The organism is Chloroflexota bacterium (assembly GCA_034717495.1).
In the GTDB taxonomy this organism is placed as follows: Bacteria; Chloroflexota; Anaerolineae; order JAAEKA01; family JAAEKA01; genus JAYELL01.
Genome location: JAYELL010000068.1, coordinates 28849 through 43023 on the forward strand (window position 1 = coordinate 28849; position 14175 = coordinate 43023).

The 14175-nt window shown below is 56.6% G+C and carries 10 protein-coding genes; 6 read left to right on the top strand and 4 right to left on the bottom strand.

Features of this window, described 5'->3' with window-relative positions:
• Nucleotides 1–20 precede the first annotated feature (20 nt).
• From U9R25_13030 to U9R25_13055, 6 genes are all read left to right on the top strand, one after another.
• Nucleotides 21–1433 (top strand): radical SAM protein, encoded by a 1413-nt coding sequence (locus U9R25_13030; protein ID MEA3336830.1) that lies wholly within the window; start codon nt 21–23, stop codon nt 1431–1433.
• Nucleotides 1434–1448: 15 nt separating this feature from the next.
• Nucleotides 1449–2900, top strand: coding sequence for a radical SAM protein (locus tag U9R25_13035; GenBank protein ID MEA3336831.1), 1452 nt, complete (start codon nt 1449–1451; stop codon nt 2898–2900).
• 22 nt (nt 2901–2922) lie between these two features.
• Nucleotides 2923–4323 carry a radical SAM protein gene (locus U9R25_13040; protein ID MEA3336832.1) on the top strand — a complete coding sequence of 467 codons (1401 nt, stop codon included), beginning with the start codon at nt 2923–2925 and terminating at the stop codon, nt 4321–4323.
• Nucleotides 4320–4526: a hypothetical protein gene (locus U9R25_13045; GenBank protein ID MEA3336833.1), complete on the top strand. Its 207-nt coding sequence runs from the start codon at nt 4320–4322 to the stop codon at nt 4524–4526. Before U9R25_13040 ends, U9R25_13045 begins: the two co-directional genes overlap by 4 nt.
• Nucleotides 4527–4541: 15 nt before the next feature.
• On the top strand, nt 4542–5618 hold the full coding sequence (locus tag U9R25_13050) for a radical SAM protein (protein ID MEA3336834.1): 1077 nt from the start codon (nt 4542–4544) through the stop codon (nt 5616–5618).
• A 313-nt stretch (nt 5619–5931) separates the two neighbouring features.
• Nucleotides 5932–6495 (top strand): hypothetical protein, encoded by a 564-nt coding sequence (locus U9R25_13055; protein ID MEA3336835.1) that lies wholly within the window; start codon nt 5932–5934, stop codon nt 6493–6495.
• A 108-nt stretch (nt 6496–6603) separates the two neighbouring features.
• On the opposite strand, the gene U9R25_13060 is transcribed toward U9R25_13055, so the two are convergent.
• The 4 genes from U9R25_13060 to U9R25_13075 form a co-directional block, all read right to left on the bottom strand.
• Nucleotides 6604–8115, bottom strand: a complete 1512-nt coding sequence (locus U9R25_13060) for a hypothetical protein (protein MEA3336836.1) — start codon at nt 8113–8115, stop codon at nt 6604–6606.
• Nucleotides 8116–8427: 312 nt separating this feature from the next.
• A complete protein-coding gene (locus tag U9R25_13065; GenBank protein ID MEA3336837.1) occupies nt 8428–9588 on the bottom strand; it encodes a carboxypeptidase-like regulatory domain-containing protein in 1161 nt (386 codons plus the stop codon).
• A complete protein-coding gene (locus tag U9R25_13070) occupies nt 9585–12677 on the bottom strand; it encodes a carboxypeptidase regulatory-like domain-containing protein (GenBank protein ID MEA3336838.1) in 3093 nt (1030 codons plus the stop codon). The genes U9R25_13065 and U9R25_13070 overlap by 4 nt, the downstream gene beginning before the upstream one ends.
• Nucleotides 12678–12820: 143 nt before the next feature.
• The gene (locus tag U9R25_13075) at nt 12821–13522 is read right to left on the bottom strand and encodes a DUF4956 domain-containing protein (GenBank protein MEA3336839.1); all 702 of its coding nucleotides are present in this window, start codon (nt 13520–13522) and stop codon (nt 12821–12823) included.
• Nucleotides 13523–14175: the final 653 nt, after the last annotated feature.

Genomic DNA, 14175 nt, shown 5'->3' on the forward strand with positions numbered 1-14175 from the left:
CCAACACACACTCACAGTTTATGGCAATAAAAAAAGCCTATCTTGTACAACCTGGCCGCGACGGGACATTCCTGAAGCGGGGCACTATGGCACCCTACACCTTGATGCGCCTTGCCTCTCTGGTTCCCGACGAAGTTGATGTCGAGATCATCGACGAGGACCTTCGGCCCGTTCCGTTCGACCAATTAGGTCCCAACGATCTGGTTGGCATAACAGCAAAAACCCTTCAGGTCGACCGGGCTCGCTGGATCGCCGAGCGGGTTCAGGCCCGCGGCGCCAAAGTGGTCATCGGCGGTACCCACCCAACCCTGGCGCCGGACGAGGTCGCACAGTGGGCGGATAGCATCGCGGTGGGCGAAGCCTATCGCACCTGGCCCCAGATGATCACCGATTTCGACCGCGGCGATCTGAAACCTCGCTACGTTGACGAGGAGTGGGCCAACCTGGACTATCTGCCACCGTTGACCGACCGGGTCCTCCAGCAGGTGGATGAGACCCGCAATTATTGGACACCCTACCTGGAGATCACGCGGGGCTGTCCGCGCAACTGCACCTTTTGCACCGCCATCCGGGTCTCGGGGCGCGTGATGCGTTTGCGCCCGGTGGAGCAGGTGGTCGAGGAGATCCAGCGGCGCAAGATCAAACGGTTTTTCCTGACAGACGACAACTTTGGCCTCAATTTCAGGCTGCACCCGGAATATATGGAAGAGCTGTTCAAGGCGTTGCGCAAGCTTCCGCTGCAGGGATGGACCAGCCAGGCGGAGCAGTTGGTTGCCGATTATCCCGACCTGCTCAAGCTGGCCAGGGAAGCCCATCTTGACAAGTTCTTCATCGGCTTTGAGAGCACCAATCCGGACAATCGCGGGGAGTTGGGCGGCAAGGCCAAGGGCAACATCGAACGTTACCGCCAGGTCATCGACCGAATCCACCAGGCCGGTATCGGCGTCGTCGGGCTTTTCGTATTCGGATTCGATGGCGATCCGCCGGCCATTTTCCAGGATACCTACGATTTCATGCGCACCAGCGAGCTGGACGGTATCAGCATCACGATCCTGACACCCTATGTGGGCACACCTCAGAGGGACACCTGGATCGAGGAAAATCGTTTGATCCCTGGCGTCCCCTGGTCGTTATATGATACCAACCATGTTACCTATTACCCCGCCCAGATGGGCCCGGAGCAGCTTGCCCAGGGCTACGACTGGTTGGCAGCCAGGCTCTACGGCTGGCGTGGTATCGCATCGAGAGGGACACACCAGCTGTTGCGCCAACCGCTGCGTGACTGGCCCCGTCGGGCATTCAGCAGCTTCAGCACCGACTTCGGATACCGGTTGGAATGCAGCCACCGCAACTGGGTACATTCCGATGACGGCATCGGCTACCCGGTGCGGGACGCGGCACGACGCGGTATTGTGCCCGCCCTGCAATACTGAGAGAAGGAACTACCCATGCGAGTCATTCTTGCCAGCCCAGAGGCAAAAACCTGGTCCTCCAGGAAACACATCCCGTTGGGATTGGGCTATCTGGCGGCCACGCTGCGGGAAGGCGGTCACGAACCGCTGATCTACGATGCTGCCATCGAGCAGTTCCCGGTTGAGCACTACATAGAACGGGCGGAATCGCAGGGCCGGCCCTTTAAGGCCATCGGCATTAGCGCCACAACGCCCCTGATTGCCGACGCCTGGGAGATGGCCAGGACCACCAAAAAGCTCGGCCTGACCACCATACTGGGCGGCCCGCATTTGACCATCATGCCCAGGGAAAGCCTGACGGACGAGCATCCCTGCGTTGATTATGTCTTCAAAGGGGAGGCAGAACATTCCTTCCTGGAACTGATCGATACCCTGGATGCCGGACGGCAGCCCGACTTACTGCCGGGCATGCATACGCGGCGCAACGGTGAAATCGTATCCGACTTCAGCTCGCCCATGATCGAAGATCTGGATGGCCTGCCCTTTCCGGCCCATGATCTGTTCAAGATCGACCAATATACGAACCTTCAGCCGCTGACCGATGGGCTTGATCCCGATGCCCGCTCCTTTACCATCCTGACCAGCCGGGGTTGTCCTTACAAGTGCACCTTCTGCTCCAAACCGGTGACGGGCGATACCTGGCGCGGCCGCAGCGTGGAGAACGTCGTCTCGGAATGGCGCTGGCTGGTCAAAGACCTGGGCGCAACGGAGATCGGCGTCACAGATGATATCTGGAACCTCAAGCTGCCCCGGGCAAAAGAGCTGTGCAGGCGATTGGTCGAGGAAGGATTGAACACAGTGCCATGGACTACCGTTCACGGCATGAAGGTCAACCATGTGGACCTGGAGCTCTTCCAGTTGATGAAGGCAGCAGGCGCCAGGCGGGTTGGCTTCGGCGTGGAGAATGGTGACCCATACATGCTGCGCAACGTCATTCGCAAGGGACAGACCCTGGACCAGGTACGCGATGCCTTCAAATATTCGAAGCAAGCCAGGCTTCAGACCATGGGCTTCTTCATTTTTGGCATGCCTTATGAGACCGAAGAAACCATGGAAGCAACGATCCAGCTTGCACTGGAATTGGATCCAGACCTGGCCAATTTCATGTTGGCAGCGCCCTTCCCTGGCACCAGGATGTGGGACATGATCCAGGAGGGTGGCGAGGTGTTTGCCAATGAATGGCCTGACTTCGCTATTCACGACCAGAAGGCACGTTTCACCATGAACGATGGCCAATACGATCCTGACCTGGTAGTGCGCAAGTGGCGAGAGGCCTATCGCCGCTTTTATCTCTACCGCCCCAAACGTGTTTGGGAAAAGGTATCACAAAAGAGCTTTTGGACACAGTTGCCTGCAACGGTCGACAACGCACGTCGCTTTTTCGTGGGAGGCAACGATCGACTGGCGCCAGGCAAAAAAGCAGCCTGAAAAACAACCGGAGGCGATTGAAGTGGCAACTTCATGGCCTTGGCAGAAAAAAGAAAAGTCGAATATCCTTTGGGTTGATCTGGGTGATCTGGGTGATCTGGTCCATCCTGGCGGACCTCACGAGCAATGGCAGGATCATGGCCTGGGTCTGCTGCGAACGATCCTACACCAGAATGGCATCCAGACCGATCTGGCCTCCACCCGGGCGGTAACTTCCTGGGATCAACTCAAACCCCAGCTTGCCGGCTACGACATCCTATTGATGAACGTTCGTAGCTACACCTACCCTGTTGCCTTGAAAACGGCCCGGCTCTTCAAGGAGTTGAACCCCACCGGCCTGGTCCTGACTGGTGGCATGCACGCGACCGTAGCGCCCGATGAAATGGAGGCTGTCGAAGCCTTCGATAAGATATGCATGGGCCCGGGCGAGAAAACCATCGTCGATCTCGTCAGGGATCCAGAGGCCTTTCCCCGGGTCTTTCCTGGCGAAGGAGCTCGCTCCATGGGTGACTGGCCCATGATCGACCGCACCCTATGGCCCAGGCCGGTCGGCTGGCGTACAAAGCGCAGGTGGAAGTGGCGCTGGCCCCTGGAACCTGAATGTGGTTGGGGGCCAGGTCCGGTAGCGACAATCCTGACCAGCCGGGTATGCCCCTGGCAGTGTGTCTTCTGCAACGAAAACTCCTTTATCCCGAATATGGGCCGCAAACCGGTCGATCAGGTCATCGACGAACTTAACTATCTGGACCGCACCTACGGCGTGGGCTCGGTGGTGATCCACGATTCGATGTTTTTCCAGAATCCTCGCTGGCTTCAGGAATGGATCGAAAAATACCCGCGCCAGACCAAGGGCTGGACCTATTGGGCAGCTGGCCGGGCAGATACAGTCAGGCAATGGCCAGATCTGTTTGAGGCGCTGGTCAAGGAAACCAACTGGCGGACCATTTCCATCGGCTTCGAATCGGGCAGCGATCGCATTCTCAAGCTGCTCAACAAGGAGTGCACCGAAGAGGACAATTATTTCACCATCGAGCTTGTGAACCGGATTGGAGACGAGTTGCAGGCCAGGGGTGAACAGCCCCCGGTGTTCTGGTCCAACATTATGCTGGGCATTCCAGGCGAGGAGCCGGAGGATGCCTTCAAGACCATGCGTATGTTAAAGGGCATGAAACGAGTCATGCCCTCGATCGCCTTCTACGCACCCTACCCTGGCTCAGCCCTGGGGTTCCAGCTGATCGCCGAGGGCAAAAGCCTGATGTCCGAGGACAACTACCACCGTTTTCCCGATGATGAAAAAGTCAAGGGAATCGATTACCAATTCTACCGTGACCTGTTGGCGGGTCAATACGACGACGAGATCAATCGCGGCTTGATCGGGGCTGGCAGATCCGATCTTTATCAGGACGCGCTGGTGAAAGCATGAGTAGTTTCAGCAATCCCCACTACATGTATCTCTTCGATATGTCCAGTGGAAAAAAGAAGCTTGCCTACGGCGAGTCGCCCGAAGACGCGCTGGAAATCCTCGCTATTCGACTCTCCGACAAGGAAATGGCCCGGATCGATCGCGACAGTTTCATCAAGATCAACCAGCGCGAGCTGCAGCAGTACGTCAAGGATCTCGGCTGAAATCGCGACTCCCTCATGCTTGAACTGATCCCCAAACTTCCCCTTTACCAATCCTTCAGACGTTTCGGTTGGCCTCGCATGTACCCATTTAGCGTGGTCATCAGCATTAGCTACCGCTGTAATTCTCGCTGCCGGACTTGCGACGTGTGGCAAAAGCCCAACGACGACCTGACTCTGGAGGAATGGGACCAGGTTTTTCGCAAGCTGGGTCGCTCGCCTGTCTATCTGACCTTCACCGGCGGCGAACCCTTTTTGCGCCAGGATCTGGACCAGATGGTGATCAGCGGCTACCTGCACACCAGGCCCGGATATATCACCATCCCCACCAATGGCTTGCTTACCGATCGGATCCTGGCCCAGACGGAAAACATCTGCCGGCAGTGCAGCAATGCCCAGATCGGTCTCAACCTTAGCCTCGATGCCATCGGCGATATGCACGATGACATCCGCGGCGTACCCGGCAACTGGCAGCGGTCCATGGAGACCTGGCAGCGATTAAAGGCGCTTCAGGAACGATTCTCCAATCTGGTGTTGACGGTGCACACCGTGGTCAGCCGCTTCAACATCCATCTGTTCGAGGAGATCTACGACGGGTTGCAGAAACTTGACCCGGATAGTTATATCACCGAGGTTGCCGAGGAACGGGTAGAATTGGATACGGTGGGTTGGGGCATTACCCCCATGGCGCAACAATACGCGCCCGTCGCCGACTTCCTGAGTGAAAAGGCGCGCCAGGCGCCGGCCCGCGGAATCGCTCGATTTACCCAGGCCTTCCGGGCCCAGTACTACCAGCTGGCAAAACAGACGCTGTTGCAGCAAACCCAGGTCATCGACTGTTACGCCGGCTGGGCCTCCTGCCAGATTGCGCCCGACGGCGATGTGTGGTCCTGCTGCATCCGGGCCGAGGGGGTCGGCAATCTGAGGGAGACCGAGTACGATATCGCTCCCATCTGGTTCGGTGAGGAAATGGCTGCCATGCGCCGCTCTATTGCCAACAAGGAATGCTCATGTCCCATGGCCAACGCCAGCTATGCCAACATGCTGTTGCACCCACCGACCCTGGCCCAGATAGCGCTGGATGTTGCGCGTTGATTAGCCCTGGTTGCCACCCACTTCAGACCGGGATGTTCCTCGAGGAACATCCCGTCTTTTGTGGATGAATTGGGCATCTCCCCCACTTCCGTCATACAACCGTATCGATCAAGGCATTTCCTGGCACGCGCTTCTCAGTATGCTTCATTTCAATTCATCAGGAATTATCGCCATTATTTCATATTGCCTATTGACATTGCACGTTAATCGTGATAGAGTCGTAGTGTGATTGCATTCTATTCGCTCAGTGATGCAATTGCGGGAGATCTCCAAATTACAACCCCCTATTCTATTGCTCAAAGGAGGCAATAAAGTGACGTACAAGTTTGCGAAGCGAAGTCGGATTGTATTGTTTGCTGTTCTGGTTGGAGTGTTGGTCCTCGCAAGCGCCCTTCCTGCATTCGCCAGCGATCGCGGTCCGCTGAACGGTGTCAATGGTGTCGAGGGTATCACCAAGGCTTCTGTTGATCAGCGCATGCCCTCCGGGGCCGATATCGAAAGACGAATCAGTGAAGTCGTCCCGGCGTTCGACGAACGTGCCCCCAGCGCGGTTAGCTGTGACGTCAGAGACTCGACCGGCACCTCTGTCACTACCATTCCCGTATCACACGTTGGCGACCCCTCCAACTGGTTTTACTACGGCTCCGGTGGCGCTGCCTCCAACACGGTGAACTTCTATGCGTTCCCCTACTCTCCCCCCGGCGTCCTGACGACCCTGTTTCAGGCTTTTGATGTATCGGCCACTCCAACCACCTCTATCGTAACACCCTTTGGTATCCCCTTCTGGGGCGGCGATCTGACCAGTGGTGTCTGGATACTGGTGACCTACAACGATGTCGGCGGCGGCAACTACTGCGTATTCAACGTGGTTCCGTAGACCTCAGCAGTAACAGACCGAGAATCTGAACGAGGCAGGGTCAAGTGATTGGCTCTGCCTCGCTGTGATTCTGCAAGCCCTCCCGCGTTTCTACTTCGTTCCAGAGGTTCAAATTTCAATGATCTCCCCGGGAGGCACCAGGTTATCGTCGCCCGATGGGGTCGGGTTGGAGCGCACGTAATACCCATACGGCGCCTGAACCCCATGATGACCCGGAATCTCCAGAATGCCACTCTTCAGCAGGCGTCCTGCCTCCCCTGCCGACAGCCGGTGTCCCGTGTCCAGATTCAGGAAACCCACCGATTTACCGCGCGCACCCGGGATCGTGAAGCTGTCGTGCTCCACCGATACGATCTGTGCCCTGTTGTACCCGGCAAGGGCAATAAAGGTGTAGGCATAGTGACCATTGAGGATCCAGGCGTCGTGCCCGAACAGCATCATGGGTGCTTCGTCGCTATCGGCCAGCCCGCCAACATTCTCCAGCATGGCCTCGAAGGCGTCCTGCACATCGCTGCTGAAGGCGTCCTGCACCAGATCGGGCGCCTCATCCACGCCGTCCAACTGCGGCTCCAGCACCAGGCTGTCCAACAACCATCCGATGGGTCCCAGGAAGAAAAATAGCACCCGCAGCAAGGTTACATACCAGGGCAAATCGACGTCCACATCGATGCCGCTGGCGAAGATGTCAACGAACCCCCCATAGCTGCGTACGGCGCCCGTCCTTACGCTGACAAAGAACTTGCGGAAGAAGAGCAGCAAGACCCCGTCCCAGTTGATATCAGCGCCCGACTTTTCCGCATTGCCGTGGATATCGATGCCCAGATCGTGCATCTGCATGGTCAGAGATTGAATGGTCGCTCCTTCGATATCCGTGCCGATTTTCGCTTGAGCACTGGCCGCCAGCAACGTATCGAGCGCCGTGCGCGAGATCAGGATCTGCATGCCTGTGATCGCGGGAACGATGGAGGGATTGCCCGGAATATCCGGGTTCTCGCTTGGCAGTGCCAGTGTGGCCACCAGAGCAGGTTCCGTTTCCTGAGAATCGACACTATTCACATGAGGCTGGTCCGGCTGACCGGGCGGAAAGCCGACGTGAACCCGATCGATCTGGCTGCTTTCTCCGAGCCTGAACGCCGTCGCCCATTGGTCGCGTGGTGGTGGCGTCGCGCCGAAGTTAGCTATCTCCAGGGCACCGATCAGACCATCGAACAGGGGAATCTCCAGCTCAGCAAGAAAACCGGTTAGTAATTCGTCGGTGATCTGGTCGAAAAAGGGTGCAATGATCGGTGGACTCAGATCTTCTGCTGCATCAACCTCCAGAGCAGCCACCGGCGCTTTCCCTGGTTCACTTCGGGTCACAGGCCGCAGGCGAACCCAGGCGTCAAAGGGCGTATCGGCACCGCCGGATGCAGAGAATGAGCCCTGCAAATGCAGGCCGATTCGGGGATTCGTGTCGGGATCCCGGATTTCGATCCGGGGTTCAGCTAATTCAACGTCGATTGAGCCAGCGGCTGCCGCAAAACTTGGCGGAATCGTACCGTTGCGATAGAGAAAGCGAATGATGCCATCAAACAAGCGCGGGTCCAATCCGATGGCGATCTGTACCTGTCCAAGATTCATGGTTTTTGTCTCCTTGTAACTAGCAGTCTGAAAAACAGCATTGATCGACGGGGCTGGCGTCGGAGAACCAGCGCCTGATCTGTCTATACCTCGATAAACGAGAGGAGGACCGGCTTTTCAAGCAGTATTGGGATATCGGGCGAGCAGCGAAGAAGTCAGATGAGACAATTGTGGAAGGGTTGAGATGGGTGGGGAACTGAGAGAGGGAAGGGAGGCCGGGTCTGTTGACAAGTTTGTTTTGTTGGTGCTACCCGGCCCGCCCCTTGTATCATAGTAAACGCCAATGGCGGCGTTTTTCAATCACTTCACCGTTTAGCCTTGGCCAAGATCGGCAAGCGCCGCCAGGATCTCTTCCGCTGACCCCTCGATTCTGTGCACCTGACAACCGGCTGCCAGCAAGCCCTCTTCGACAGTCAGGGCAATGTCCCTTTCGTCCCCAATCAGCACAACCTCCTGCGCACGTTGGGCTTCCTCCGGCAGGAAACCAAAGCAGGCCCGGTTTTGGATCAGGGAATTGCGGGCAATCGCCAGGTATACCGGTGTGCGGGGAGACGCCATAGAACCGAACAGGTAATAGCGCTCGATCACCTTGCCGGCAAGATCCTCCGGCACCTCCAGATCGACGGTCGCCACATCGGTTCCATCGACATCGATTGGATTGGAATAGATACCAGTTCCGGACACTGCCAGCACGTAGCTGCCTTCGCCGAGATCGGCGAAGCGAAACCTTGCTTCCGATCCCAGTACGGTACTTGCCACCACCTGCCCGTCGAGAGTCAGCAGCAGCGTGTAACCGGCGCCGTTTTTCACCTGCCCCTCAATGACGCTGCTGAGGGACACAAGAGGTTCTCCTTTGATCGTACGACGGAAATCGATATGAAAGGAATGGTGGAACAGGGTATTGCCAAGACCGGGTGGTTCATCAGGGTGAGCCGTGTGGAGGTGAAAAACCCGGTCGCCAGGCAGATCCACCATGCTTACGTCGCAAATTTGCCACTTCCACATGGGAAAATTGGTCCCCGCTTCGTTCAGGGGCTTATCGATGACAACGGTTTTCACGCCACCAACCCACGACACTTCGGCCTGTGCACCATAAACACGAGCGCCACCTTCATCCAGCGCATCGAGATAGATATGGTGATTGCCATGGTTTTCGGCTGGCGTCAGGTGATGGACGCGAACCGCCTGCCAGTATTCAGTACCAGGTGTCACATCTGCCCTCTCTACGGTTACACCATACCTGACAGCATCGTTGATCGGTTCACTGCTATTCTCAGGCTGGGCGCGGGGCTCTGCCGGCGGGCTATCGGTCGGCTGCAACGGGAGTTCATCGTCCGGCGTCTCCTGCACGGGAGGGCGGGACGAGTCGATCTGAGTTATCCTGGCTGTTTCTTCGCCGGGATCATTCGCGTCTGCGGGAGCGCCACTTATCCAAACCAGAAAGCGTTTCACATTGTCTGACACGTCGTTCATCGGTCAAGCACCTCCACCAGTGCAAAGGGATCATTGGGCAGCCGCCGCACCTGACAGCCGGCATCCACGAGCATCTGCTGCTCAGTTTCGCTCACCACCTCTTCACCACCGACGATGACCACGGTCCTCGCCTGGATGGCTTCATCGATGCGGAAGCCTGCATTCAGGTCGTTAGCTCCAAGATGGATCTGCATGAGTTCCAACAGCAACACAGCGTCGTCGCGGTCACCAAACAGCACGTAGGTCGCCAACGGCCTTTCCTGGGAAACTACAGGCGAGAGATCATCATAAGTGACCGTAACGTCGGTCTCGCCATCCAACGCCAGCGAGTCCTCGAGCACTACGGTGCCTTCCTGCGGGTGGTCGACCGTCAGTTGATAGCTACCAGCCTCCACACCGTTGAAGGTGAAACTTCCATCGTCCTCCGTTTGGGTTGCCCGATTGCTTCCCTGCGAAGTACTCAGCGATACAAGAAGCCCCGCGGCTGGCTGCCCATCAGCGTACAGCAGCATGCCGGCGAGGGTGCCGCCGGTGGCTACAGGTGGCAACGTCAGGGTCAGTGTCACCGTCTCGCCGGACGGAACCATGATATTTTCGGCGATCGTACCCACATCCCCGACGTCGACCCGATAGCTTCCTGGCACCAGGTCCTCAAAATAAAACTGACCGGTGCCATCCACCGTGTGTTCGGTTACGTAAACACCCTGACGATAGATCAATATGCGCTGGCCCACGGCCGGGTCGCCATCATGGGTGGACAAGGTGCCTGTAAGACTTCCCGCTTCTGGTCCCACAGGCTCGACTTCGTAGTTCACAGTTTCCGAAGCTCCCTCCGCCAGTTCGACCTCTTCGAGGACACCCTGCCCCTCCAACTCAATCGTATAGATACCGACCGGCAGATTTGAGAAGGCATAGCTGCCGTCCCCGGGAAGAATGACCGCCCAACTCCTGCGCGTGCTGCGACCGCCTGCCTGCAGCCAAAGGGTTAACCCAAGGCCGGCCCCATTGGTGATGACGCCGGAGATGGCCCCGGATCCAAATTCGCCACCCACCGGCATTATTTGGAAGTTGATTTCGTAACTTATCGGATCCCCTTCCCGCCCGGGCACGTTGGCCGTTTCCAGCCCAGTCGCTTCGTCACTGGGCCAATCCCCTTCAACCACACGTACCAGAAACAGACCCGGACTATGCAGAAAGTCGAAATTACCGGCGGGTTTCAGTCGATCCCGGGGAGTGATCTGGCGAGGAAAGTCGGTGCCGGCCGAAGCACTCCAGGCCATCTCAACTTCAATGCCATTGACACCCTCGCCCTGCTCATTCAACACTCGACCAAAAAACACCCGGTTGTTGCCAGTCTCTTCGGGCGAGAGCAATCGTTTGGTGATCACCCTATATCGATAGCCTTCAGCCTGCGGCACGGTGAGGTTGACGGTCTCAGTGTTCCAGCCACCGAGCTTAATGCCTGCAACCGCCGCGCTGGCATCATCGGTCGTGACCCAATAGGAGCCAGGAGAAAGCCCCTCGAAGCGATACCGTCCATCGCTGGTAGTGCGCCTCGTTTCCAGTTGATCTGGACCCATACCAACGATCACCATCATACCTCGCTGGGGATCGCCGGCTGCGTCCATGACGACTCCTTCGATGATGCTCTGCTCTCCTTGAGCCACGGTGATGTCCACCTGCTTCTCAGCGCCGTCGGTCAGGTTGATATTGTCTGCCAGTACAATATCTCGCGTGAGGATCTCATAGCTGCCTCCCGCCAGTCCATCAAAGCGAAACTCGCCGAACTCATCTGTGGTCCTTGGAATATCACGATCGGCGCCCACTAACCTTAGCGCCAGGCCTCTCACCTGATCTCCGCCTGTTCCTCGAACAACGCCATGCACCAAACCGTCGCCCATCTTCAAATCGGAACGAATGATCGACGGCTCATCCTTCAACGCCTGCACGATAGGCAACTCACCGCTCAGGCCAAACTGCTGATCCCAGGAATGGGTATACCAGGACATCTGCTCCCAGGTGGGATCGATGACGCTGAGGGGCCGGGATGCCAACAACCAGGTACAGCACGAGAAGTACCAGGCGGCCGCCCGACTCTGCATAAAGCGAACGATGTCAAGCTGCCAATCCAGCTGCATGGCCGGATTTGCCTTGGCGTAGCGGTTGTCATCCCCCCAACCCACCACTGGCCCCCCTTCGGTGCTGATCACCGGCACATAAAAACCCAGCGCATCGTAGATCATCTTGCCGGCCGCTTCCCATCCCCGGAAACAGTTAGGATCGTCGAGAACCGTGTCGCCCGGATTCTTGTTGGCCGCTCGAAGCTCATTCAACATCTCCTTGGTGCGACCATCCCAGGCCCATCGTTGATACTTGTCGTAGTCGCTCCGGGTTAGCGAAATCCCCTGGGCCACAATTTCATCATAGCTCAGATCGCTGTATTGCCAACGGGCGTAATAGTCATACTCCTCCTGAGTGAGAGGCCTGCCATGCTGGTTGACCTCATCGTCCGGATAGTCGAGAGGATGGTTGAGCGTATAATTGTGAATCGCCACCCAACAGCCCCGCTCGAAGAGATCCTTGCGTCCCTTCTCCACAACGATCTCGATTGGATTGATCTTGGAACCGGGCCCCATGGCAGGCAGTGCGAGATAACCGCCCCGATCGATGACCCGCTCCGCGTCACGAATGAAATTGTCAATGACCACCTCCTTCCAGTTGGGCGGTCGGGGACGACTCCATTCTGCCGGCAGATCAGGTTCGTTGTTGCTCTCGAAGTAGAAAACCCCCTCGTCCACAAGGCGTGAAACGGTTTCAAGCTCGCGCAGGCCCAGCGTGCTGGGATTGAGCTCGTCCAGGTAGATACGGACGATCGGCATCATATCTGCCGCAACCAGCTTGCGACAGAGCTGCAAAGCCGACCCTCCCCCATCGTCCAGCACCTTTACCCATTTGATCTTCATGGCCTGGAGCTGGTCAATCCAGTAGTCCAGGCTGGGCGTCACTGCGTGGTGATAAAGGTTTGTTGACCAGTGGACCCCGCGGCCGTTGTCGCTTTTAGGTCGAGGATAGTCTGCGATGTTCATCATTGGCGCTCCTCTGTTGTGTGATTACTCGGTTATCGTCAGCCGGGAATGACTGTCATCTCTTAAAGATTGATGTCACGCAGTTCTGTGGACCGCCGTCTGCGGTCCGCCATCCTCTGAGCACATTGTTATCTGCGCAACATCAGTTAAAGATCCACCTCGTACATCCCGGAAATAAGGGTAACCTTATTGTTGTCGTTCAATTGTCGAAGTTCACTGATAAACGCCTGTTGATCAGCCTTTTTTTTCATTTCTACGCCAAACACCAACTCGTGTAAAGTACCTGCCTTCACCGTCTCCACTGCAATCAGGTTATGGTGATCCACGTATTTGTTGAAGGTATCTTCAAAGAGATTGTCGTAGGGAATATCGGCCGGGAGCCGTATCTTCAGGATCTGTTCGCTGGCATCCTTGGAAAACATATCCAGGAGAACCATTACCCAGATCAAGGCACAGATGATCAAGGTGGAAATGATGGCCAGCCCGTAAGACCGAGTGCCGCAAGCCATGCCGATAGCCATCGCGAAAAAGATAAATCCTACATCCCGTGTCTCCTTGACCGCGTTGCGGAAACGAATGATCGAGAGCGCGCCGAGCAGGGTGAAGGCCCGGGCAATGTTCGAACCGACGATGAGCATGACGATTCCTACCACCATCGACACAATAACCAGGGTTTGAACAAAAGTTTGGCTGTAGGAGGTACCGTGGTGGGTACCCCGATAGGTCCAGGCAATAATCAGGGAAAGCACGAAGCTCAGAATGATGGTAAAGACAACATCCTTGGCGGTGAACGTCTGTGTAACATCCTGAAATGCGTTGATGAACTGTTCTATCGCAGTTGTATCCATCACAGACCTTGTCGCATCACACGACAATCTTTCGCTGACAAAGCAGCCCCTTCACACCGGTATCGAAAGTGACCCACAGTCCCGGATCGCAATCTGTTCCGGGTAACGCCAGACGGCTATAGTTTACCACAGCCGCGGGCTGAAGTTGAAGTGCACTGTAACTGCCTGCGCCTGGTCATGACCCAGCACCTGCTTCAGTTCGAAACGGATCGTCGTTTTTACCCTTAGCGACATTCGATTCGCCCTTCAGACTACCACCATGCTAACATCATATTATATCCTCTGCCAGGCATCGACCCAAATCAAGCGCGTTCGGTAACTGCTCAGGCACGATCTCTGGATCACGAAACAGCCAAGTCGCACGATGGCGCGAAGCACGAAGACCACCAACAAGCTGTCCCCTTTTCGCTCTCTTCGCGCTTCGTGGTCTTCGCGGGCCTTCGTGCCTTCATGGTCCAAACGCCGCACACTTCGCAAAGCTAACAGCTTGAGCAGTAACCGCGTTCGAAAGTGCTTTTACCAGAGACCCATCGAACCTAATTCGTGTAACCGGTGTAATAATTGCTGCATCGACACATCTTAGTGAACAGGTAATCCGTTTCACTCTGCCTTCGCCAGAAAGCGCGAATCCGACATAGCCATCGACATCCAGA